At 66.5% G+C, this 20,372-nt stretch carries 25 protein-coding genes and 2 tRNA genes; 18 read left to right on the forward strand and 9 right to left on the reverse strand.

Annotated elements, in window-relative coordinates:
• The first annotated feature begins 124 nt into the window (after nucleotides 1–124).
• The 5 genes from rlmB (at nucleotide 125) to H0X90_RS22230 (ending at nucleotide 4,723) form a co-directional block, all read left to right on the forward strand.
• Entirely contained in the window at nucleotides 125–868 is a 744-nt protein-coding gene (gene rlmB / locus H0X90_RS22210; RefSeq protein ID WP_006484150.1) for a 23S rRNA (guanosine(2251)-2'-O)-methyltransferase RlmB, read from the forward strand.
• A 104-nt stretch (nucleotides 869–972) separates the two neighbouring features.
• Nucleotides 973–1,845 (forward strand): N-acetylmuramoyl-L-alanine amidase, encoded by an 873-nt coding sequence (locus H0X90_RS22215; RefSeq protein WP_077190433.1) that lies wholly within the window; start codon nucleotides 973–975, stop codon nucleotides 1,843–1,845.
• Between the two features lie 92 nt (nucleotides 1,846–1,937).
• Nucleotides 1,938–2,633, forward strand: coding sequence for a ribose-5-phosphate isomerase RpiA (gene rpiA / locus H0X90_RS22220; protein WP_034201832.1), 696 nt, complete (start codon nucleotides 1,938–1,940; stop codon nucleotides 2,631–2,633).
• 282 nt (nucleotides 2,634–2,915) lie between these two features.
• A complete protein-coding gene (locus H0X90_RS22225; RefSeq protein ID WP_006484155.1) occupies nucleotides 2,916–3,632 on the forward strand; it encodes a FadR/GntR family transcriptional regulator in 717 nt (238 codons plus the stop codon).
• Between the two features lie 104 nt (nucleotides 3,633–3,736).
• Complete coding sequence (locus H0X90_RS22230) at nucleotides 3,737–4,723, forward strand: Gfo/Idh/MocA family protein (RefSeq protein WP_077190436.1); 987 nt, start codon at nucleotides 3,737–3,739, stop codon at nucleotides 4,721–4,723.
• 51 nt (nucleotides 4,724–4,774) lie between these two features.
• On the opposite strand, the gene H0X90_RS22235 is transcribed toward H0X90_RS22230, so the two are convergent.
• The 7 genes from H0X90_RS22235 to H0X90_RS22265 form a co-directional block, all read right to left on the reverse strand.
• Entirely contained in the window at nucleotides 4,775–5,467 is a 693-nt protein-coding gene (locus H0X90_RS22235) for an amino acid ABC transporter permease (RefSeq protein ID WP_006484207.1), read from the reverse strand.
• Nucleotides 5,468–5,589: 122 nt separating this feature from the next.
• Complete coding sequence (locus H0X90_RS22240) at nucleotides 5,590–6,384, reverse strand: cystine ABC transporter substrate-binding protein (RefSeq protein ID WP_006476115.1); 795 nt, start codon at nucleotides 6,382–6,384, stop codon at nucleotides 5,590–5,592.
• 99 nt (nucleotides 6,385–6,483) lie between these two features.
• Entirely contained in the window at nucleotides 6,484–7,521 is a 1,038-nt protein-coding gene (locus H0X90_RS22245) for a quinone-dependent dihydroorotate dehydrogenase (protein WP_012492588.1), read from the reverse strand.
• A 98-nt stretch (nucleotides 7,522–7,619) separates the two neighbouring features.
• Nucleotides 7,620–8,450, reverse strand: coding sequence for an arginyltransferase (locus tag H0X90_RS22250; RefSeq protein WP_006484143.1), 831 nt, complete (start codon nucleotides 8,448–8,450; stop codon nucleotides 7,620–7,622).
• 33 nt (nucleotides 8,451–8,483) lie between these two features.
• A complete protein-coding gene (aat, locus tag H0X90_RS22255) occupies nucleotides 8,484–9,248 on the reverse strand; it encodes a leucyl/phenylalanyl-tRNA--protein transferase (RefSeq protein WP_034201830.1) in 765 nt (254 codons plus the stop codon).
• Between the two features lie 11 nt (nucleotides 9,249–9,259).
• Complete coding sequence (locus tag H0X90_RS22260; protein ID WP_006484214.1) at nucleotides 9,260–9,805, reverse strand: NUDIX hydrolase; 546 nt, start codon at nucleotides 9,803–9,805, stop codon at nucleotides 9,260–9,262.
• Nucleotides 9,806–9,988: 183 nt separating this feature from the next.
• A tRNA-Met gene (locus tag H0X90_RS22265) sits at nucleotides 9,989–10,065 on the reverse strand.
• Nucleotides 10,066–10,262: 197 nt separating this feature from the next.
• Here H0X90_RS22265 and H0X90_RS22270 point away from each other — a divergent pair.
• From H0X90_RS22270 to H0X90_RS22280, 3 genes are read left to right on the forward strand one after another with little or no spacing between them, the layout of a single operon-like run.
• The gene (locus H0X90_RS22270; RefSeq protein ID WP_077190438.1) at nucleotides 10,263–10,760 is read left to right on the forward strand and encodes a heme-degrading domain-containing protein; all 498 of its coding nucleotides are present in this window, start codon (nucleotides 10,263–10,265) and stop codon (nucleotides 10,758–10,760) included.
• Nucleotides 10,761–10,763: 3 nt separating this feature from the next.
• The gene (locus tag H0X90_RS22275; RefSeq protein WP_006484181.1) at nucleotides 10,764–11,102 is read left to right on the forward strand and encodes a multidrug efflux SMR transporter; all 339 of its coding nucleotides are present in this window, start codon (nucleotides 10,764–10,766) and stop codon (nucleotides 11,100–11,102) included.
• 31 nt (nucleotides 11,103–11,133) lie between these two features.
• Entirely contained in the window at nucleotides 11,134–12,288 is a 1,155-nt protein-coding gene (locus H0X90_RS22280) for an enoyl-CoA hydratase/isomerase family protein (RefSeq protein ID WP_059723715.1), read from the forward strand.
• Nucleotides 12,289–12,420: 132 nt separating this feature from the next.
• Here the strand turns inward: H0X90_RS22280 and H0X90_RS22285 are convergent, their stop codons facing one another.
• A complete protein-coding gene (locus H0X90_RS22285) occupies nucleotides 12,421–12,849 on the reverse strand; it encodes a hypothetical protein (RefSeq protein WP_006484223.1) in 429 nt (142 codons plus the stop codon).
• Nucleotides 12,850–13,189: 340 nt separating this feature from the next.
• On the opposite strand from H0X90_RS22285, the gene ssuD reads away from it, so the two are divergent.
• The 10 genes from ssuD to H0X90_RS22330 all read left to right on the forward strand — a co-directional run bounded on the left by ssuD (nucleotide 13,190) and on the right by H0X90_RS22330 (nucleotide 19,802).
• Nucleotides 13,190–14,347 (forward strand): FMNH2-dependent alkanesulfonate monooxygenase, encoded by a 1,158-nt coding sequence (ssuD, locus tag H0X90_RS22290; RefSeq protein WP_006495307.1) that lies wholly within the window; start codon nucleotides 13,190–13,192, stop codon nucleotides 14,345–14,347.
• A gap of 16 nt (nucleotides 14,348–14,363) precedes the next feature.
• Nucleotides 14,364–15,176: an aliphatic sulfonate ABC transporter permease SsuC gene (gene ssuC, locus H0X90_RS22295; RefSeq protein ID WP_077190440.1), complete on the forward strand. Its 813-nt coding sequence runs from the start codon at nucleotides 14,364–14,366 to the stop codon at nucleotides 15,174–15,176.
• Nucleotides 15,173–16,135, forward strand: a complete 963-nt coding sequence (locus H0X90_RS22300; RefSeq protein WP_006484157.1) for an ATP-binding cassette domain-containing protein — start codon at nucleotides 15,173–15,175, stop codon at nucleotides 16,133–16,135. The genes ssuC and H0X90_RS22300 overlap by 4 nt, the downstream gene beginning before the upstream one ends.
• A 57-nt stretch (nucleotides 16,136–16,192) precedes the next feature.
• Nucleotides 16,193–16,408: a molybdopterin-binding protein gene (locus H0X90_RS22305; protein ID WP_006476104.1), complete on the forward strand. Its 216-nt coding sequence runs from the start codon at nucleotides 16,193–16,195 to the stop codon at nucleotides 16,406–16,408.
• A 144-nt stretch (nucleotides 16,409–16,552) separates the two neighbouring features.
• Nucleotides 16,553–16,750: a hypothetical protein gene (locus H0X90_RS22310; RefSeq protein ID WP_006484168.1), complete on the forward strand. Its 198-nt coding sequence runs from the start codon at nucleotides 16,553–16,555 to the stop codon at nucleotides 16,748–16,750.
• 55 nt (nucleotides 16,751–16,805) lie between these two features.
• Nucleotides 16,806–17,051 (forward strand): hypothetical protein, encoded by a 246-nt coding sequence (locus H0X90_RS22315; RefSeq protein ID WP_006495306.1) that lies wholly within the window; start codon nucleotides 16,806–16,808, stop codon nucleotides 17,049–17,051.
• 129 nt (nucleotides 17,052–17,180) lie between these two features.
• A complete protein-coding gene (gene dusA / locus H0X90_RS22320) occupies nucleotides 17,181–18,167 on the forward strand; it encodes a tRNA dihydrouridine(20/20a) synthase DusA (protein ID WP_006491499.1) in 987 nt (328 codons plus the stop codon).
• Nucleotides 18,168–18,221: 54 nt separating this feature from the next.
• Nucleotides 18,222–18,297 (forward strand) — tRNA-His (locus H0X90_RS22325).
• Between the two features lie 219 nt (nucleotides 18,298–18,516).
• The gene (locus H0X90_RS36220) at nucleotides 18,517–18,765 is read left to right on the forward strand and encodes a DUF6566 family protein (RefSeq protein ID WP_062910674.1); all 249 of its coding nucleotides are present in this window, start codon (nucleotides 18,517–18,519) and stop codon (nucleotides 18,763–18,765) included.
• A 521-nt stretch (nucleotides 18,766–19,286) separates the two neighbouring features.
• Complete coding sequence (locus H0X90_RS22330; RefSeq protein ID WP_077190442.1) at nucleotides 19,287–19,802, forward strand: GNAT family N-acetyltransferase; 516 nt, start codon at nucleotides 19,287–19,289, stop codon at nucleotides 19,800–19,802.
• 85 nt (nucleotides 19,803–19,887) lie between these two features.
• Here the strand turns inward: H0X90_RS22330 and H0X90_RS22335 are convergent, their stop codons facing one another.
• Complete coding sequence (locus tag H0X90_RS22335) at nucleotides 19,888–20,352, reverse strand: hypothetical protein (protein ID WP_077190444.1); 465 nt, start codon at nucleotides 20,350–20,352, stop codon at nucleotides 19,888–19,890.
• Between the last annotated feature and the right edge of the window lie 20 nt (nucleotides 20,353–20,372).

Consider the following 20,372-nt stretch of genomic DNA (forward strand, 5'->3'; position numbering starts at 1 on the left):
GCCCTGCAGTATCGAGAGACGCCGCGTCACCGGTCATCGGCCGGCCACGCGGCGCTTTCCTTTTCCATGGATCGCGGCTGCGCACGTCGCGCGACCGCACGTTTGATCGAAGGTTGTTCCAGTCATGTCACGTCTGAAGGTTCTTTACGGTTTTCATGCGGTGACCGCACGTTTGCGGCACGATGCATCGACGGTTGCGGAGGTGCTGTACGACCAGACGCGCCGCGACCGCCGCATGCAGGAGTTCCTGCACGCCGCGAAGGAAGCGGGCGTGCGGCTGATCGCAGCCGACGAAACGCGCCTGTGGGGCCTCGCGCACACCGAGCGTCACCAGGGCGTCGTCGCGCGCGTCGAGGACATGCCGCTTGCGCAGAACCTGTCCGAGCTGCTCGACGGCATCAACGGGCCCGCGCTGCTGCTTGTGCTCGACGGCGTCACCGATCCGCACAACCTCGGCGCATGCCTGCGGGTGGCCGATTCGGCCGGCGCGCACGCGGTGATCGCGCCGCGCGACCGGGCGGTCGGGCTGAACGCGACCGCCGCCAAGGTGGCGAGCGGTGCGGCCGATACGGTGCCGTACATCACGGTGACGAACCTCGCCCGCGCACTGCGCGAACTGAAGGAAGCCGGCGTGTGGATCATCGGCACGTCGGACGAGGCGCCGGCGACGCTCTACGAAACGAAGCTCGACGGCCCGGTCGCGCTCGTGATGGGTGCGGAAGGCGAAGGGATGCGCCGGCTCACGCGCGACACCTGCGACGAAGTGATGAGCATCCCGATGGCCGGCAGCGTAGAAAGCCTGAACGTGTCGGTCGCGAGCGGCGTGTGCCTGTACGAAGCCGTGCGCCAGCGGCGCGTGAAGGGCTGACCCCGGGGCCGACCCGTCCCGCGCGCGATGCGCGGGCGTCGAATGACCCGAACGACGCGTGCCGCGAAGCAAGGCGGCACGCGGTTCTCCGGAACCCGCGACCGATGACCCTGTTCCGCGTTGGCGTCTTCTGCACCGTGCTCGGCCTGCTGGCGGCCTGCACGTCGCCGTCGCTCGTCGAACGCGGCACGTACTACGCCGATACGAGCCTGCATGCGCGCGGCGCGGATTCGCGGATCCGCTTTCTCGTGATGCATTACACCGAAAGCGACGAGACGAAATCGCTGCGCACGCTGACCGGCGATTCGGTCAGCGTGCATTACGTCGTCCCGCCGCAGCCGCGCACCGAGCGCGGCATGCCCGTCGTCTACCAGCTCGTTCTGGAGGCGCAGCGCGCGTGGCACGCGGGCATCAGCGAGTGGCAGGGCACGACCGAGCTGAACGCGGTGTCGATCGGCATCGAGAACGTGAACCGCGGCCCGCTCGATCCGCAGCATCGCACCTGGCAGCCGTATTCGCCCGAACAGGTCGACGCGCTGACCCGCCTGGCGAAGGACATCGTCGCGCGCTACGGGATTGCGCCGACGCGCGTGGTCGGGCACAGCGACATCGCGCCGCAACGCAAGATCGATCCCGGCCCGCTGTTCCCATGGCATGCGCTCGCGCAAGCCGGCGTGGGCGCATGGCCGGACGACGCGACCGTCGCCGCGCGGCTCGGCGGCCGCGACCCGCATGCGCCGGTCGACGTGCGCGACCTGCAGCTCAAGCTCGCGCGCTACGGCTACGACGTGCCGACCGACGGCGTGCTCGACGCGCGCACGCGGCGCGTGTTCGCGGCGTTCCAGATGCATTTCCGGCCGTCCGATTACGCGGGCAATCCGGATGCCGAAAGCGACGCGATCGCGCAGGCGCTGCTCGACAAGTACTTCCCCGGCACGCAAGCGGCGGACCACGCGCCGGCGGCCAATACGCGCTGAATACGCGACGCCCCGCACGCCGAAAAACGCGGGGGCGTCCGCCGACTCCGGTAAACTGGCGGTTTTCCGCAATCCCGCAGCATTACCACGCCATGACTCAAGACGAACTCAAACGCCTCGTCGGCCAGGCCGCCGCCGATTACGTGATCCAGAACGTGCCGGAAGGCGCCGTGATCGGCGTCGGCACCGGCTCGACCGCCAACTGCTTCATCGACGCACTCGCCGCCGTCAAGTCGCGCTATCGCGGCGCCGTGTCGAGCTCGGTCGCCACGACCGAACGCCTGAAATCGCACGGCATCAAGGTGTTCGACCTGAACGAGATCGACGCGCTGCAGGTGTACGTCGACGGCGCCGACGAGATCGACGCCGGCGGCGCGATGATCAAGGGCGGCGGCGGCGCGCTCACGCGCGAGAAGATCGTCGCGTCGGTGGCCGATACGTTCGTCTGCATCGCGGACGGCAGCAAGCGCGTGCCGGTGCTCGGCGCGTTCCCGCTGCCGATCGAGGTCGTGCCGATGGCGCGTACGGCGATCGGCCGGCGCGTGACCGCGCTCGGCGGCGTGCCCGTGCTGCGCGTGACGAAGGACGGCGCACCGTACATTACCGACAACGGCAACGAGATCATCGACGTGAAGGGCCTGCAGATCGCCGATCCCCGCGGTCTCGAAGCGCAGGTGAACGCATGGCCGGGCGTCGTGACGGTCGGCCTGTTCGCCGAGCGCGGCGCGAATCTGTGCTTGCTCGGCACGGAAAACGGCGTTGAAACGATCGTTTATCCGGCTGCTTGAATCTGAATGAGAAGCAGTCCGTAATGGCGCGGTAGCGCCGTCATGGATTGAATGTTTAAATCTTGTGTAAACCGGGGTCCGGCAGGCGCGGCGCGCTTCCCGGGCCTTTTTTTTAGCCGTATAAATCTACCCCGTTCAAAAGAGGGATAACCCTGTCAGGTGTTTACCAGATAGCGAAATATCCTCGAACTCATCAACTTATAGATCATAAGAACAGAGTAGTAACCAGGGCCGGCGGAACTGCGGAGCAGGTGTTCGCAAATCGACGCACGGGGAGGTGTCATGGAGCAGGGCAAAGACCGGTCACTGGTCGCCAAAGTGATGGATGGGCTTGTCTCGGGTATCGTCGAAGACAAGTATGGCGGCATCTTGCCGCCGCAGGACGTGCTGTCGAAAGAGTTCGATGTGAGCCGCACGGTGATGCGGGAAGCGTTGTCGATGTTGCTTGCGCGCGACATGCTCGACGTGCGTCCGAAAGTCGGTACGCGCGTGCGGCCGATGCGCGACTGGCGGATGATCGACGAAGACGTCGTGAGCTGGCGCTTTCGGGCAAAGCCCGATCCGCAGTTCATGCGCGACGTCATCGAATTCCGGATGCTGATCGAACCACGTGCGACCGCGCAGGCGGCGGTGCGTGCGACGGCGGCCGATATCGCCGGCATTCGCGAAGCGTTCGACGCGTTCAAGGTGCTGCAGCCCGGCGACCCCGGCTACGACACGGCGGACGAGTTGCTGCACACGCGGATCGTCCAGGCGAGCGGCAACCAGTTCTTCCAGCAGATGGCGGCGATCGTGCGCGGGGCCGTGCGTCTCGTGAATCCGCGCGTCGTGCAGAAGGAAGGCGCGCACGACATCGCAGTGAAGGCGCATGCGCGCGTCGTCGATGCGATCGAGCGGCGCGACCCGCGCGAAGCCGAAGCGGCCTCGCTCGCGCTGATCGACTTCAGCGCGGACGAGATTTCGCGCGATTTCTCGGTCGACGTGCCGGTGCGTGCCTGACGCGGCGCGTGTCGTTGCTCATCCTGGTGCCGCCGGGCCGTTTATCATGACGGCCGGCCGGCAGCGTGCCGGCTACCGTCATACGACCGACACGGAAGATCAGGATGAACGACAACGACCAACGCCCGGTGCGCTTCGGCATCGTCGGTGCAGGCAGCATTGCGCGCCGCTTCGCGCAAAGCCTCGCGTACGTGCCGGGCGCCATGCTCGCCGGTGCCTGGGCCCGCCGCGCCGACGCAACGGCCGCCTTCTGCGAGACATACGGCGGCACGCCTGCCGCGAGCCTCGACGCGCTCCTCGCGAGCGATCTCGACGCCGTCTACATCGCGACGCTCCATGACAGTCATGCGCAGTACACGCTGGCCGCATTGGCCGCCGGCAAGGCCGTGCTGTGCGAGAAACCCGCGGCGCTGAACGCCGCGCAACTCGACACGGTGCTGCACGCGGCGCGCGATGCCGGGCTGCTCTTCATGGAGGCGATGAAGCCGCCGTTCTTCCCGCTGTACCGTCAGCTACGTGCGCATCTGCGCGACGATCCGATCGGCGAGATCCGGCTCCTGCGGGCGGGCTGCGCATCGTCGTCGGTGCCGGAGGATCATTCCGTCTATCGCCTGGATCGTGCGGGCGGCGCATTGCTCGATATCGGCATCTACGAGGCGTTCCTGGCCGTCGACTGGCTCGGCGCGGCGCGCGACGTGCAGACGCTCGGTCGCGTCGGCGCGACCGGCGTCGACCTGTTCGCGAGCCTGAACAGCGTGCATGCGAACGGCGGGATCGCGCAGCTCTTTTGCGGGCTCGACGTGATGGGGCGCGGCGACGCGCTGATCGCGGCGGCGGGCGGTCACGTGACGATTCACGAGAAGTGGTGGAACCCCGCGCGTGCGACGATCCGCTACGCGGACGGGCGCACCGTCGAACTCGATGCGCCGGTCGACGGCGGCGGGCTGAACTACGAAACCGCGCATTTCTGCGACCTGCTGCGCGCGGGCGAAACCGAAAGTCCGATCATGACGCACGATCATTCGCGGCAGATGATCGCGATGACCGATGCGGCGCGCGCCGTGCTCGGCGTGCGCTATTCGGGCGAATAGGCGGGACGGAGGGGCCGGGCCCGCGAGCGCGGCCCGGCGCGACTGCGTGGTTCAGTGCCGCGACGGCAGCGACAGGCGCTTTTCGTACCAGCGCTGCACCCATTCGAGGATCTGGCACAGGATCCAGTACACGGCCGCGGCGGCGAGATAGAGCGGCAGTGGCTGATAGGTCGCTGCGATCACTTCCTGCGCGCTGCGCAGCAGTTCGGTCACGGTGATCACGGACACGAGCGACGTGTCCTTGATCAGGCTGATCAGGCTGTTGGACAGGCTCGGCACCGCGATGCGCAGCGCCTGCGGGCCGATCACGTAGCGCAGCGTCTGCCCCCACGACAGCCCGAGGCTGTACGCGGCGAGCCACTGGCCGCGCGCGATCCCGTTGATCGCGCCGCGCATGCTTTCCGACATGTACGCGGCGACGTTCGCGGACAGTGCGATGACGCCGGCCGGCGTCGGGTCGAGCGAGATGCCGAGGCTCGGCAGCCCGTAATAGATGACGAAGATCTGCACGAGCAGCGGCGTGCCGCGCATCAGGCTCACATACGCGCGAGCGAGCCACGCGAGCGCGTTGACCCAGATGCGTTCGAAGCCGTCGAGCGCCTCGCTTTGCCGGATGCCCATCATCGCGAGCACGACCGCGCCAAGCAGGCCGAACACCATCGACAGCACGGCGAACTTGACGGTCAGTACGGCACCCTGGGCGAGCACCGGCAGCGATTGGACGAGCAGGGACGTTGTCGACATGGAATACGAATCGAATGCGTGCGCGAAAGCGCAATCATAAACCGGACCAATAAAACAAAGGGCGGCATCGTTGCGGATGCCACCCTTTCCGGCCCGCCGTCAGGCGGGAAATGCAGGCGTGCTTACTTGATCGGTTTCGTCACGTCGATGCCGAACCACTTGTCCGAGATCTTCGTGAACGTGCCGTCGGCCTCGAGTTGCGCCATCGCGTCGTCGATCGCCTTCTGGAACTTCGGGTTGCCCTTCTTGAACGGGATGCCCGACGGGTTCGCCGAGCCGACGTTCGCGCCCGGGCGCAGCGGCAGCTGGGAATTCTTCGTCAGGTACGCGAGCATCAGGCGGTCGTTGAGCGCGGCGTCGAGGCGGCCGGCCGCGAGATCGCGCAGGTACTCGGGCGCGCCCGGGTACGTCTTCACGTCGATGCCCGGCACGGATTTCGCCATGTCCATGTAGTTCGTGCCGAGCGCGACGCCGAGCTTCTTGCCCTTCAGGTCTTCCAGCGACTTGAACTGACGCGTGTCGTCCTTGCGCTGGATCAGCTGCGCGGACGAGTACGTGTACGCCGGCGAGAAGTCGAGCGTTTCCTTGCGCTTGTCGGTGATGCCGACCTGGTTGGCGATCACGTCGAACTTGCCGGCCTGCAGGCCGGCGATGATGCCGCTCCATTCGGTCGTCACGAATTCGGCCTTCACGCCGAGCTTCGCCGCGACGGCCTTCGCGATGTCGACGTCGAAGCCGACGAGTTCGCCTTGCGGGCTCTTCGAGTTGAACGGCGGGAACGTGCCTTCGAGGCCGACCCGCAGCGTGCCGCGTTGTTTGACCTGGTCGAGGAGGTCGGCCGCGTGCGCGGTCGCCGCAGCGAACGACGTGCCGATCACGCCGGCCACCAGCAGCTTCTTCAGCAGCGAAAATTTCATCGTGTGTGTCCTTGCCCTGTCGGGGTCAATGGTTTTGGTCATGCGCCGATGATAGCAAAAATGCTATCGATGACTAAATATAGTTTGCTTATGGCTATATTACGCGGTGCGTTCGCGGGCGATCGCCTTCACGCATTCCGACACGAGTGCCGGACCGCGATAGATGAAGCCGGTATAGAGCTGGACGAGCGCCGCGCCGGCCGCCAGCTTCGCGCGGGCGTCCTCGCCGGAGAAAATGCCGCCGACGCCGATGATCGGCACGTCGTTGCCGACTTCCGCGTGCAGCTTGCGGATCACTTCGTTCGACGCGTCGAACACCGGGCGGCCCGACAGGCCGCCGGCTTCATCCGCATGCGGCAGGCCCTGGACGGCCGCGCGCGACAGCGTCGTATTGGTCGCGATGACCGCTTCGATCTTGTGGCGCAGCAGCGTGTCGCCGATTTCCTTGACCTGCTCGTCGTCGAGATCGGGCGCGATCTTCAGCGCGAGCGGCACGAGCTTGCCGTGCAGATCGGCGAGGCGCTGCTGCTTGTCCTTCAACGCGGCGAGCAGCGCGTCGAGCTCGCCCGCGCCCTGCAGCTGGCGCAGGTTCTTCGTGTTCGGCGACGAGATGTTGATCGTCACGTAGCTCGCGAACGGGTACACGCGCTCGAGGCAGTACAGGTAATCCTCGGCGGCGCGCTCGATCGGCGTGTCGGCGTTCTTGCCGATGTTCAGGCCGAGGATGCCGCGATAGCGGGCGGCCTGGACGTTCTTCACGAACTGGTCGACGCCGTGGTTGTTGAAGCCCATCCGGTTGATCAGCGCCTCGGCCTGCGGCAGCCGGAACATCCGCGGGCGCGGATTGCCGGGCTGCGGGCGCGGCGTGACGGTGCCGACTTCGATGAAGCCGAAGCCGAGCGCCGCGAGGCCGTCGATGGCTGCGCCATCCTTGTCGAGGCCGGCCGCGAGGCCGACCGGATTGCGGAACGTGAGCCCCATCACGGTGCGCGGCGCGTCGGGCACGCGGGCCGACAGCGCGCAGGCGAGGCCCGTGCGGCCGGCCGCGCCGAGCGCGCGCAGCGTAAGGTGGTGAGCGTCTTCCGCATCCATTTTGAACAGGGATGCGCGGGCCAGCGGGTAGAGGGAACTGAACACGGGAATTGGGCGGACGGCCGGAATGAATGACAACCCGCTATTTTACCGGGAGTTGCGCGGCACGGGCGCGCTTCGCTTCGTAGCCGCCGCGGCGTGCATCAGCCCGAGCCGGAATGCCCACCCGGCAACGGCGCGCGCGCCAGCGCCGCGTCGACGGGCGGCAGGTCGACGCGCTCCGGATCGAGCGTCTTCCAGCGGCCGTCGATCAGCCCTTCGAGCGGATGGAAGTTCGCCTTGTAGGCCATCTTCGGGCTCTCGCGGATCCAGTAGCCGAGGTACACGTAGGGCAGCCCGAGGCTCTTCGCCTGTTCGATCTGCCACAGGATGTTGTAGGTGCCGTAGCTCGTGTGCCGGTCGTCGGGCTCGAAGAACGTATAGACCGACGACAGCCCGTCGCCGAGGATGTCGATCATGCTGACCATCCGCAGCTTGCCGGGTTCGCCGCCCGGTGCGTCGAGGTCGCGGAATTCGACGAGGCGCGAGTTGATCCGGCTTTGCAGCAGGAACTGTTCGTACTGGTCGCGGCTGTCGCGGTCCATGCCGCCGCCTGCGTGGCGCGCGGACTGGTAGCGCATGTAGAGCGCGTAGTGCTCTTCGTCGTAGTGCAGCGGCGAGACCGTCGCGACGAGTGCGCGGTGCCGCTTCCACATCCTGCGCTGCGTGCGCGTCGGCGCGAACTCGCCGACCGGCACGCGCACCGGTACGCATGCGCGGCAGCCGTCGCAGTACGGGCGGTACGTGAAGACGCCCGAACGGCGGAAGCCGGCCTTCACGAGCTCGGTGTAGATGTCGGAATTGATCAGGTGGCTCGGCGTCGCGACTTGCGAGCGCGCGATGCGGCCGTCCAGATAGCTGCACGGATAGGGCGCCGTTGCATAGAATTGCAGCGCCGAAAGCGGTGAAAGCGGCAGCTCAGTCGGGTGAGTCATGGGCAGCTCTCGATGCAGGGAAGGAGTGCCGCGCTAGCGCTCGGTCCCGGAGGGCGCCGCCGTTTCGGCGGGACTCGTCAGCGCGGCGAGCACGCGCTTGTCGAACTGCCACGGAATCGGCGGTTCGGCTACCGCGCTGCGCACGTGAGCGACAAAGGCCTTGCGTGCGATCTCGCGGCCGCCGAGCGACGCTAGATGCGACGTATTCTGCTGGCAGTCTATCATCTCCAGCCCCTGCTCGCGAAGGTGCGCGACGAGCGTGGCCAGCGCGATTTTCGACGCATCGGTCACGTCCGCATACATCGACTCGCCGAAGAACATCCGGCCGAACGACACGCCGTACAGGCCGCCGACGCGGCGCCCGTCGTGCCACGTCTCAATGCTGTGCGCGTTGCCGGAGCGGTAGAGCGACGTATAGGCGTCGATGATCTCGGCGGTGATCCAGGTGCCGCGCTGCCCGCGGCGCGGCGCTTGCGCGCAGGCGCGCATCACGCCGGGAAAGTCGTGATCGACGCGCACTTCCCAGCCCGGCTCGCGCAGCACGCGCTTCAGCGTCTTGCGCAGCGACGGCGATACCTTGAATTCGGCAGGCGCGAGGATCATGCGCGGGTCGGGGCTCCACCACAGCACCGGCTGGCCGTCCGAGTACCACGGGAAGATGCCGCGCAGGTAGGCGTCGATGAGCCGCGACGGCAGCAGGTCGGCGCTCGCGGCGAGCAGCCCGGGCGCGCCGGTCGCGGGACCGAGCGCGCGTTCGATGGACGGAAACGGATCGTCCGGGCCGAGCCAGGGAACCATGGGAGCGGGGCTCAGCCGTTGCGCAGCGAGCGGAAGATATCGCCGGTGTGCACGCCGTAGTCGCCGGCGGCGCGATCGGCGAAGAAGAAGCGCAGCGTCTGGCTGACGGTCGGGAACGCGATCTCGTCCCACGGGATGTCGGCTTCGTCGAACAGTTTCACTTCGAGGCTTTCCTCGCCGGCTTCGAAGGCCGGGTCGGTGAGCCGTGCGAGGTAGAACAGGTGGACCTGGTGCACGTGCGGCACGTTGAGCAGCGTGAACAGGTTCTGCACCTCGACGCGCGCGCCGGCTTCCTCGAGCGTTTCGCGCGCGGCGGCTTCCGCCGTCGTTTCGCCCATTTCCATGAAGCCCGCCGGCAGCGTCCAGAATCCGTAGCGCGGTTCGATCGCGCGGCGGCACAGCAGGATCTGGTCGCCCCAGACCGGCACCGTGCCGACGACGTTGCGCGGATTCTGATAATGGATCGTGCCGCAGTGATCGCAGACGAAGCGCTCGCGGTTGTCGCCCGGAGGAATGCGCGCGAGGACTTCGTGACCGCAGACGGAGCAGAATTTCATGTCGAGTGGAAGGGACGAGGTGATGCGAGTGTATCACCGGGCCGCGGCATTCTCGAACGCCTGCGCGTGGAGCGGCACGTCGTGCGAAATGGCGGGTGCGTGAGCGACGCGGGCGCGGCGCCCGGACGCGCGAAAACAAAAAGCCCGGCGCGAGGCCGGGCTTTTTGCGAAATTCTGGACGGTTGGTTGCGGGGGTAGGATTTGAACCTACGACCTTCGGGTTATGAGCCCGACGAGCTGCCAGACTGCTCCACCCCGCGTCCGTCGAAGAAATGAATTATATGGGGTTGCCCGGAGGTGCGCAAGTGTTTTCTGACAATCCCGTGGCGGGCGCTTGTGGGGCCGGTACGTGGGGGCACGTGCGCTAGAATCGAGCGGTTTGTGTCGTCATCCCGGCAGCGGCCCTGCGCGATCGCATCGGCGCCGTTGCGACTCTCATTACTGCATCGACGGATTCATGGACATCGCTCACGATCTGCAATCGATCGGCGCGCAGGAACAGGCGCTCGTGTTTCCCCATTTCGACCCGGCCCGCGCGTGGGCGCTCGGCAACCGGATGCATGCGCTCGCGGCGTCGCGCGGCCATGCGATCGCAATCGACATCGCCACGTTCGGCCAGCCGCTGTTCTATGCGGCGCTCGCCGGTGCGACCCCCGACAACGCCGACTGGGTGCGCCGCAAGCGCAACGTCGTCGCGCATTTCCGTCGCAGTTCGTACGCGATCGGCCTGCGCATGCAGCAGGCCGGCGCGACGCTCGCGGACAAGCACGGGCTGCCGGTCGCCGAGTATGCGTCGCACGGCGGTTCGTTTCCGCTGACCGTCGCCGGCGCCGGCGTGATCGGCTCGATCACCGCGTCCGGGCTGCCGCAGCGCGCGGACCACGAGTTCGTCGTCGAGGCGCTGTGCGCGGAGCTCGGTCACGACTACGCGGTACTGGCCCTCGCAAGGAGCTGAGCGATGCAACTGCCCGGTTACGCATGGCTCGCGATCGCGATCGTCGCGGAAGTGATCGGCACGTCCGCGCTGCGCGCGGCGGACGGCTTCACGCGCTTCTGGCCGTCGGTGCTCGTCGTCGCGGGTTACGGCGTCGCGTTCTACTGCCTGTCGCTCACGTTGCGCACGATGCCGGTCGGCATCATCTATGCAGTCTGGTCGGGCGCCGGCATCGTGCTGATCACACTCGTCGCGATGCTGCTCTATCGCCAGGTGCCGGACGTGCCGGCGGTGATCGGCCTCGGGCTGATCATCGCCGGCGTCGTGGTGCTGAACCTGTTCTCGAAGATGCAGGCGCACTGAGCGTGCGACTGCCGTTTGCCGGACGACTTTCATGACCGATTCCACTTCCGCCGCCGTTTCCGCCGAATCCCCCCAGCCCGACGTGCGCGCGTATGTCGCGAACCGCATCGGCTTTCTCGAACTGAACCGGCCGAAGGCGCTGAACGCGCTGTCGGTCGGCATGATCCGGCTGATGCAGCAGGCGCTCGACGCGTGGCGCGACGATCCCGACGTCGTCGCCGTCGTCGTGCACAGCCCGCATCCGCGCGCGTTCTGCGCGGGCGGCGACGTGCGCTTCTTCCACGACGCGTGGCAGCGCGGCGACCGCGATGCGGTCGATACGTTCTTCATCGAGGAATACACGCTGAACCATGCGATCTTCACGTATCCGAAGCCGTACATCGCGCTGATGCACGGTGTCGTGATGGGCGGCGGCATGGGGATTTCGCAGGCGGCGCGGCATACCGGCGGCCTGCGCGTCGTGACCGACTCGACGAAGATGGCGATGCCCGAAACACGCATCGGCCTGTTCCCGGACGTCGGGATGAGCTGGTTTCTCGCGCGTACGCCCGGCGCGATCGGCCGCTATCTCGCGGTGACCGGCGCGACGCTCGACGCGGCCGGCGCGCTGTACGCACAACTTGCCGACGTCTATCTGCCCGATGCCGCGCTGCCGGCACTGCTCGATACGCTGCGCGGCGCGCGCATCGACAGCGGTGCGCAGGCCGTCGCGTGCGTGGCCGAGGCGGCCGCCGCGCACAAGGTCGTGCCGACGCCCGACACGTCGGCGCTCGCCGATGCGCGCGCCGGAATCGATCGGCATTTCGCGCAGCCGGACATCAACGCGATCCTCGCATCGCTCGACGCCGAGCAGGATTGCGCGGCGGTCGACGGGTGGGTCGAGAAGGCGACCCACGCGATGCGCGAGCAACTGTCGCCGCTGTCGATGGCCGTGTCGCTCGAAGTCGTCGAACGCGCGCGTGGCGCGACGATGGCCGATTGCCTGCGGCGCGATCTCGATCTCACGCGCTCGACGTTTGCGCGCGGCGACGTGATCGAAGGCGTGCGCGCGCTGATCGTCGACAAGGATCACCAGCCGGTGTGGCGTTTCAAGTCGGCCGCCGACGTCGATCGCGCCGACGTGCTTGCGATGTTCGACAGCCCGTGGACGCCCGACACGCATCCGCTGCGCAAGCTGCAGGACTGACGCCGCTCAGCCCGACCGCGCGGTCGATCGACGCGCGACGCAGAAACGAAAAGGCCGCGTGCACATGCACGCGGCCTTTTTGCAGGGATGTCGGCCGGGCCGACCCCGAAGGGTGTGTCGCCCGCGTCGGCGTTACTCGTCGCCCGCGTCGTCCGACATGAACGCGCGCATGAACACGAGCGCGCCGAAGCCCCACACCGCATTCGCCGCGAAGCCGGCCGCGAGTACCGGCATCATGTTGCCCGACGGCCAGATGCCGCGCAGCGGATCGATCGCGAACACGCGGGCGGCCGTCAGCACGATACCGCCGAACACGAGCGCGCCGATCCACGATGCTTCGCGTTCCGGCGACACGCGCAACAACCACGCCATCGGAATCGCGCAGCACGCGCTGATCAGCGCATTCGCGACAAATTCAGGAATGCCGAGCGGCGCGAACGGCTGTGTCGAGAAGCCGGTTGCGGCGATCAGGTCGGCCGTGTGGAGGAGGGCGAGCGTGGCCTCGCGGAAGAACAGTGCGGCCAGGAAGCCGGACAGGAAGGGCAGGATGACTTTCTGCATCGATGAGTGCACCGCAGGCGCGCACGGCCGAAGCCGTATGCGCGGAGTTATTCGGATAGGTGCGCCATTATAGGGCCCGGCCGCGGCGATATTCGCTCCAGCGTCGTGCTAATCACGAAAGCGGAAAACCTAAGCTCAAAAAAATCGTTCCAAAGCCCTGTACCGATCCCTAGACTGATTCCTCAGAAACAGCCGTGCGATCGCGTCCTCGCCCGCTGCACGGCCTGACCGGCGAGCCATCCCGATTCGAATGCACACCATGCATGCGTCGCTCCTCCGCGACGCGAGCAGGGCGACGTTTTTTCAAATTTCGGCAGTGACAGTCAAGCAGGAGCAGCAGATGAATGTGTTCTGGTTTATTCCCACGCATGGCGACAGCCGCTATCTCGGCACGGCCGAAGGCGCGCGCGCCGCGGACTACGATTATTTCAAGCAGGTCGCCGTGGCGGCGGACACGCTCGGCTACGACGGCGTGCTGCTGCCGACCGGCCGTTCCTGCGAGGATGCGTGGGTCGTCGCATCGAGCCTGATTCCGGCGACGCAGCGCCTGAAGTTCCTGGTCGCGGTGCGCCCCGGCATCGCTTCGCCGGGGCTGGCCGCGCGGATGGCCGCGACGTTCGACCGTCTGTCGGGCGGCCGCCTGCTGATCAACGTCGTCACGGGCGGCGATGCAGCCGAGCTCGAAGGCGACGGCCTCTTTGCCGATCACGACACGCGCTACGAGATCACCGACGATTTCCTGAACATCTGGCGCGGGCTGCTCGCCGCATCGCACGACAACGACGGGTTCGACTACATCGGCAAGCACCTGCAGTCGAAGGGCGGCAAGGCGCTTTATCCGCCCGTGCAGCATCCGCATCCGCCGCTGTGGTTCGGCGGTTCGTCGCCGGCCGCCCACGCGATCGCCGCCGATCACATCGATACCTACCTGACCTGGGGCGAGCCGCCCGAGGCCGTCGCGAAGAAGATCGCCGACATTCGCGCTCGTGCCGACGCGCGCGGCCGCAAGATCAAGTTCGGCATCCGCCTGCACGTGATCGTGCGCGAGACCGAGGACGAGGCATGGCGTGACGCCGAGCGGCTGATCAGCCGGCTCGACGACGACACGATCGCGCGTGCGCAGAAGGCGTTCGCGAACATGGATTCGGAAGGCCAGCGCCGGATGGCCGCGCTGCACGGCGGCAAGCGCGGCGGCCGCGAGGCGCTCGAGGTCTATCCGAACCTGTGGGCCGGCGTGGGGCTCGTGCGCGGCGGCGCCGGCACGGCGCTCGTCGGCAATCCCGAGCAGGTCGCGGAACGCATGCGCGAATACGCGGATCTCGGCATCGAAACGTTCATCCTGTCCGGCTATCCGCACCTCGAGGAGTCGTATCGCTTCGCGGAACTCGTGTTCCCGCTGATCAAGGGCAAGGGTGTCGAGAAGGCGGCCGGTCCGCTGTCGGGGCCGTTCGGCGAGATCGTCGGCAACAACTATCTGCCGAAGACGAGCCAGAGCTGAGCGACGGAGGCTTGCGATGACAACGAAACCGTCGACGACCGGCGTCGCCGTGGCCACCCGCGCGTGGCGCGGCGTCGCGCCGTGGCTCGTGCCGCTCGTGTTGCTGGTGGTGTGGGAGGTCGGTGCGCGCACCGGCTGGCTGTCGACCCGCGTGTTGCCCGAGCCGGTGGCGGTCGTGCGCGCGGCCTGGTCGCTCGTGACGTCGGGCGAAATGTGGGCAAACGTGAAAGTGAGCACGTGGCGTGCGCTGTTCGGCTTCGCGATCGGCGGTGGCGTCGGCCTGGCGCTGGGGCTCGCGACCGGGCTGTCGAAGGCTGCCGAGGTCGCGCTCGACTCGACGATCCAGATGATCCGCAACATCCCGGCGCTCGCGATGATCCCGCTCGTGATCCTGTGGTTCGGCATCGACGAGAAGGCGAAGCTGTTCCTCGTCGCGCTCGGCGTGTTCTTCCCCGTCTACATCAATACGTATCACGGGATCCGCTCGGTCGACGCGAACCTGATCGAGATGGCGAAGAGCTACGGCGTGCGCGGCTTCGCGCTGTACCGCGACGTGATCCTGCCGGGCGCGTTGCCGTCGATCCTCGTCGGCGTGCGCTTCGCGCTCGGGCTGATGTGGGTGATGCTGATCGTCGCGGAAACGATCTCCGCGCAGTCGGGCATCGGCTACATGACGATGAACGCGCGTGAATTCCTGCAAACCGACGTGGTGGTGGTCGGCATCCTGCTGTACGCGGTGCTCGGCAAGCTGGCCGACGTGCTGGCGAAATGGCTCGAGCGCGTGACGCTGCGCTGGCACCCCGCCTATCAATCAGGAGCAAAAGCATGAATGCGACGACTTCGGCGGCCGCCTACGGCCCGCTCGCCGGCGCAGACCTCGAGGCCGAACTGGCGCAGGCCCGCGTCGCGGACGGCGACGCGCGCGACGCGGCGATCCTCGAACGTGACGGCAGCGCATCGGTCGTGCCGCTTGCGCGGCGGCGCGCGGGCGGCAGCCCGGCGCCCGACGACGCGGTCACGCTGTCGGGCGTCAGCAAGCGCTTCGGCGCCCGCACGGTGCTCGACGACGTCGAACTCGGCATCGCGCGCGGCAGCTTCGTCGCGATCGTCGGCCGCAGCGGCTGCGGGAAATCGACGCTGTTGCGTCTCGTCGCGGGACTCGAGCAACCGAGCAGCGGCACGCTGGTGACGCGCGGCGAGGGCGGCGGCGCGCTCGATACGCGGATCATGTACCAGGATGCGCGCCTGCTGCCGTGGAAGACCGTGCTGCAGAACGTGATGCTGGGCCTCGGCCGCGGCGCGCGCGACCAGGCCCGCGCGGTGCTCGACGAAGTCGGGCTGCTGGAGCGCGCGAACGACTGGCCCGCGCAACTGTCGGGCGGGCAGCGGCAGCGCGTCGCCCTCGCTCGCGCGCTCGTGCACCGGCCGCAACTGCTGCTGCTCGACGAGCCGCTCGGCGCGCTGGACGCGCTTACCCGCATCGAAATGCATGCGCTGATCGAGCGCCTGTGGCGCGAGCATCGGTTCACCGCGCTGCTCGTCACGCACGACGTGCAGGAGGCGGTTGCGCTCGGCGACCGCATCCTGTTGATCGAGCAGGGGCGGGTGGCGCTCGACCAGTCGGTGCCGCTCGACCGGCCGCGTGCCCGCGCGTCGGCCGCATTCGCGGCGCTGGAGGACCGCGTGCTGAAACGCGTGCTCGCCGGCGGCCCCGGCGCGGCCGATCACGACGCCGAGCATCAAGCAGACAAGGTTCGACCGGTCGGGCAGATCCGCTGGGCCGTTTAATTCCGGGCGGCCCCGGCCGCCCGTTCTGAGACTTTTTTCTTCGGAGCGATCATCCCGATGAGCATCACTGCAATCAACGTACGTAACCAGTTCAAGGGCAAGGTCAAGGAGATCATTCGCGGGTCCGTGGTCTCCGAAGTCGACGTCGAGACGCCGTTCGGCATCGTCACGTCGGTGATCACCACCCGTTCGGTGGACGAACTCGAACTGAAGGTCGGCGCCGAAGTCGTCGCGCTCGTGAAGTCGACGGAAGTCTCGATCGCACGCCTCTGAGCGCATGTGCCGCGCACCCGTGCGGCGTCGGCAGGCAGCGTGCCTGCCGGCGCCGCATTGGCGTTCGCGCCGCGCGTTTGCCTCGGTATTCGACTTCCTGACGAAGTGCTAGGATGGAACGACACCGATGCCGGAGGCCAACGCATGACCCCCATCCTTTCCCCCGAAGCCATCGAGGCGCTGAAATGGATCGACCAGTTCGGCGACAGCCGGCCGGTTCCTGCCGCGTTCGATGACGTCGTCTATGCGTTGCTGAATGACGGACTGATCTATCAGGCGACGGCTGACCGGGTCGACCTGACGGCCGATGGCCGGTCATTTTTGTCCGACGAATACGATTGAGCGCGCGGCGCCGGCCGCGCGGGCGGCTTGGCGCGGCGTCGCCACGGAGCGTGCGATGGAACCGAGAGGCAGCGACCTCGGCGATTTCAGCGAGCCGTACCGCGGCTTCGAGATCGAGGTGAAAACCGAGCAGGTCTGGGACGGCGAGCACGCGCACTATCGCGTGCTGCAGGGCGATGCCGTGCGGATCGACTGGCGGCGGGTCAAGGTCGACGGGATGCTGCTCACCGAACGGCGCGTGATCGAGCGCGTGTTCGACGAGGCGCGCCGGGCGGTCGATGCGGAGCTCGGCGGCGGGTAGCGCGCGTGTCGGGCGGGCATCGCCGGTATTGCGGTAAAATATCGGGTTGTTTCCGTGCCGTCTGGCCTGTACCCGAATTCCATGTCCGTTCCGTCCTCGCTTCCTCCCCGCCGTGTATCCGTCGCGCCGATGCTCGACTGGACCGACCGCCATTGCCGGTCGTTCCACCGCACGCTGACGCGCAATACGTGGCTGTATACGGAGATGATCACGACGGGCGCGCTGCTGTTCGGCGATGCCCAGCGGCATCTTGCGTTCACGCCGAGCGAATCGCCGATCGCGCTGCAACTGGGCGGCAGCGAGCGGGACGATCTCGCGCGCGCCGCAAAGCTCGGCGAGCAGTGGGGCTACGACGAAATCAACCTGAACTGCGGGTGCCCGTCCGAGCGCGTGCAGCGCGGTGCGTTCGGTGCATGCCTGATGAACGAGCCGCAACTCGTGGCCGACTGCGTGAAGGCGATGCGCGATGCGGTGGCGGTGCCGGTGACGGTCAAGCACCGGATCGGGGTCGATGCGGTCGAGGACTACGCGTTCGTGCGCGACTTCGTCGGCACGGTGGCCGAGGCCGGTTGCGAAACGTTCGTCGTGCATGCGCGCAACGCGATCCTGAAGGGACTGTCGCCGAAGGAGAATCGCGAGATCCCGCCGCTCAAGTACGACTATGCGTATCGGTTGAAGCGCGATTTTCCGTCGCTGGAGATCGTGATCAACGGTGGTATCACGACGCTCGATGAAGTCGCGCAGCATCTCGAGCACGTCGACGGCGTGATGCTCGGCCGCGAGGCGTATCACAACCCGTACGTGCTGGCGGAAGTCGATGCGCGCTTCTACGGATCCACCGCAGCGGTACCGACGCGCGAAGAGGCTGAAGCGCAACTGATCGCGTATTGCGCGGCCGAGCTGAAGCGTGGCACCTACCTCGGTGCGATCGTGCGACACGCGCTCGGGCTGTATCGCGGCATGCCGGGCGCGCGTGGCTGGCGTCGCGTGCTGTCCGACAACAAGAAGCTGGCGCGCGGCGATCTGGCCGTGTTCGACGAGGCGCGCGCGCATCTGAACGAAGCCGAAGAAATTTTTGAAAAAAAGGCTTTGCAAGATTCAAAAGTGTTCGTATAATCTTGTTCTTCGCTGCTGAAACAAAACAGCGAAACGAAGCAAGCAGTATCAGTGGTGGCTGTAGCTCAGTTGGTAGAGTCCAGGATTGTGATTCCTGTCGTCGTGGGTTCGAGTCCCATCAGCCACCCCAACAAATTCAAGCAAAAAGCCCGGTTCGTTGAGCCGGGCTTTTTGCTTTCTGGCGTTCGGATACAGCCAATGTGTGTCTTGGTCACGGCGTCTTTAACGAAGTAGCATCCCGTATTCAACGAATCGACCACGATGCCATTTCGGCCTCGTTCTCCAAAAGAACGATTGCGTAAAGCGCGCTTGCGCGGCAGCAACATCGGGCGCATGTGAGGGGCACCGTATGCACAAAAGAATCGAATGCCATCGCGATGTATTCGACGGTTACGAAATCATCGTCGAGTCCGTGCAGCCGGCACCCGGCAGCACGTGGATGGCGAACGTGCGGGTTCGCAAAGACGGAATCGAATCGCCCCGGCGATATGACTTCGATACCGAATATGAGACCTCGGACGAGGCGACGCGGGCAGGTATCGAAATCGGGCGCGCGATCGTGCAATCGTTGCGCAACGCGCAACGGGGTATCGACTGACGGCACCGCTTGTCCGGCATCGCCGACGTGGATGACGGAGAGGGCGACGCCCCAGCCTGCTTCGTATCGTGTTCCCGTGTCGTTGCGCCAACAACGTTCACGCCACTTTGCCTGCGACGCTAGCTTTCCCCTCTAAGGTTCCCGCGCGCCGTGCCGTTATCTTTCCTGGACAGCCCTCGTGCCTCGAATGCTGATCCGTTTTCTTGCCTGCTCGCGCCACACGCGAGCAGGCTTTTTTCGTTTACGGCCGCTCATAACCAGCTGATTGGCGGAATAGGACAGGGGCTTGGCGCAAACCGACAAAGCGCAACAGTCTTACATGCGTGTAATGTGTGACCTTCCTCGTGCCCTCATGCTTTGCAGGGCCGTTCGATCCCGATGACCGATGACGGTGTCGGGATTTTTTTTGCCCGCAGTGCCGGCGCCCCGACAACGAACCCGGCGAAAGGCATTTCACAAAGCACGGTATATTTTGCGACGACGCATGCCGATCAAGCGAACAGCAGAAGGAGTTGCTACCGATGCCGGACACACGGACCACACTGCGCGCCGCGACGCCGCGCGACGCGAATCACATCGCTCGCCTGCATACGCTGAGCTGGCAAACCGCCTATAGCCACATCCTTCCGGCCGGCTATCTGTCCGACGAGGTACCGACGGAGCACGCGGTCCGATGGCGCAAGTATCTCGACCGCAACGAGAACGAGTGGGGCCTCGTGCTGATTGCCGAGGCGAACGGCGAGCCCGTCGGCTTCGTCAGTGCCGAGCGCCCCGTCGATCCGGCGCGTGGCGTGTTGCTCGATTGCCTGCACGTCCATCCTGCGCATCACGGCGGCGGCACGGGCAAGCGCATGATCGAAGCCGTTCGCGCGTGGGCCCGGTCGATCGGCGTGGACAAGGTCCATCTGCAGGTGCTGGACGGCAACGTGCGTGCGATCGGATTCTACGAGCACAACGGCTGGCAATGGATCGATGTCGAAACGAGTCGCATCGGCCAGACGGAAGTCACCGACCGGATTTACGCGATCCAGGCGTGAGGCTTGTCGGCGTCGACGCGAGCGGCCGCGCGCGAGTGCAAGCGCGCTTGGCCACGATGCATTCACATCGGGCGACAGCCTGGCGTCATTCGCCGCAATACCGCAGAAGCAAATCGGCTTCGGTCTCGTGGATTTCGACGGGCAAGGTGGTCGCACCGGCATACGCGAGATAGCGCGCACGATGCTGGCCGTTACGGAACGATGCGACGCCGACTTTCGACAGGCCGGGAAGGCCGAGCAACATTCGTGTTCTCGTCTCGCGAAACGTGATGAATGGCATGTCCGGAATCCGGTCCCGGTCCGGATCGAGAAATTCGCGAATGCCCGCGGCTTTTCCGGGCGCCCAGTACTGAACCGATGGCAGCACATAGTCCGTGGCGTCGCGGTCGGCGCAGGCCAGCAGCTTCTTCAGGTCGATCGTCACGACCCGATGCCGCGAGTCGTCGGACGCGAATACCCGCTTGAGGTGCGTATAGGCATAGGGCGCGTGCCCGGGAAGCTGGACGATCCAGACATCTACGCCGCTTTGTCGTGCGTGAGCGAGCGTCATTATTTCCTCTGGTGGCGCAA

The organism is Burkholderia sp. 9775_39 (assembly GCF_015712225.1).
Classification (GTDB): Bacteria; Pseudomonadota; Gammaproteobacteria; order Burkholderiales; family Burkholderiaceae; genus Burkholderia; species Burkholderia cenocepacia.

Coding starts and splice junctions, on each gene's coding strand:
- rlmB (WP_006484150.1), top strand. CDS start 125: ATGTCACGTCTGAAGGTTCTTTACGGTTTTCATGCGGTGACCGCACGT.
- H0X90_RS22215 (WP_077190433.1), top strand. CDS start 973: ATGACCCTGTTCCGCGTTGGCGTCTTCTGCACCGTGCTCGGCCTGCTG.
- rpiA (WP_034201832.1), top strand. CDS start 1,938: ATGACTCAAGACGAACTCAAACGCCTCGTCGGCCAGGCCGCCGCCGAT.
- H0X90_RS22225 (WP_006484155.1), top strand. CDS start 2,916: ATGGAGCAGGGCAAAGACCGGTCACTGGTCGCCAAAGTGATGGATGGG.
- H0X90_RS22230 (WP_077190436.1), top strand. CDS start 3,737: ATGAACGACAACGACCAACGCCCGGTGCGCTTCGGCATCGTCGGTGCA.
- H0X90_RS22235 (WP_006484207.1), bottom strand. CDS start 5,467: ATGTCGACAACGTCCCTGCTCGTCCAATCGCTGCCGGTGCTCGCCCAG.
- H0X90_RS22240 (WP_006476115.1), bottom strand. CDS start 6,384: ATGAAATTTTCGCTGCTGAAGAAGCTGCTGGTGGCCGGCGTGATCGGC.
- H0X90_RS22250 (WP_006484143.1), bottom strand. CDS start 8,450: ATGACTCACCCGACTGAGCTGCCGCTTTCACCGCTTTCGGCGCTGCAA.
- aat (WP_034201830.1), bottom strand. CDS start 9,248: ATGGTTCCCTGGCTCGGCCCGGACGATCCGTTTCCGTCCATCGAACGC.
- H0X90_RS22260 (WP_006484214.1), bottom strand. CDS start 9,805: ATGAAATTCTGCTCCGTCTGCGGTCACGAAGTCCTCGCGCGCATTCCT.
- H0X90_RS22270 (WP_077190438.1), top strand. CDS start 10,263: ATGGACATCGCTCACGATCTGCAATCGATCGGCGCGCAGGAACAGGCG.
- H0X90_RS22275 (WP_006484181.1), top strand. CDS start 10,764: ATGCAACTGCCCGGTTACGCATGGCTCGCGATCGCGATCGTCGCGGAA.
- H0X90_RS22280 (WP_059723715.1), top strand. CDS start 11,134: ATGACCGATTCCACTTCCGCCGCCGTTTCCGCCGAATCCCCCCAGCCC.
- H0X90_RS22285 (WP_006484223.1), bottom strand. CDS start 12,849: ATGCAGAAAGTCATCCTGCCCTTCCTGTCCGGCTTCCTGGCCGCACTG.
- ssuD (WP_006495307.1), top strand. CDS start 13,190: ATGAATGTGTTCTGGTTTATTCCCACGCATGGCGACAGCCGCTATCTC.
- ssuC (WP_077190440.1), top strand. CDS start 14,364: ATGACAACGAAACCGTCGACGACCGGCGTCGCCGTGGCCACCCGCGCG.
- H0X90_RS22300 (WP_006484157.1), top strand. CDS start 15,173: ATGAATGCGACGACTTCGGCGGCCGCCTACGGCCCGCTCGCCGGCGCA.
- H0X90_RS22305 (WP_006476104.1), top strand. CDS start 16,193: ATGAGCATCACTGCAATCAACGTACGTAACCAGTTCAAGGGCAAGGTC.
- H0X90_RS22310 (WP_006484168.1), top strand. CDS start 16,553: ATGACCCCCATCCTTTCCCCCGAAGCCATCGAGGCGCTGAAATGGATC.
- H0X90_RS22315 (WP_006495306.1), top strand. CDS start 16,806: ATGGAACCGAGAGGCAGCGACCTCGGCGATTTCAGCGAGCCGTACCGC.
- dusA (WP_006491499.1), top strand. CDS start 17,181: ATGCTCGACTGGACCGACCGCCATTGCCGGTCGTTCCACCGCACGCTG.
- H0X90_RS36220 (WP_062910674.1), top strand. CDS start 18,517: ATGCACAAAAGAATCGAATGCCATCGCGATGTATTCGACGGTTACGAA.
- H0X90_RS22330 (WP_077190442.1), top strand. CDS start 19,287: ATGCCGGACACACGGACCACACTGCGCGCCGCGACGCCGCGCGACGCG.
- H0X90_RS22335 (WP_077190444.1), bottom strand. CDS start 20,352: ATGACGCTCGCTCACGCACGACAAAGCGGCGTAGATGTCTGGATCGTC.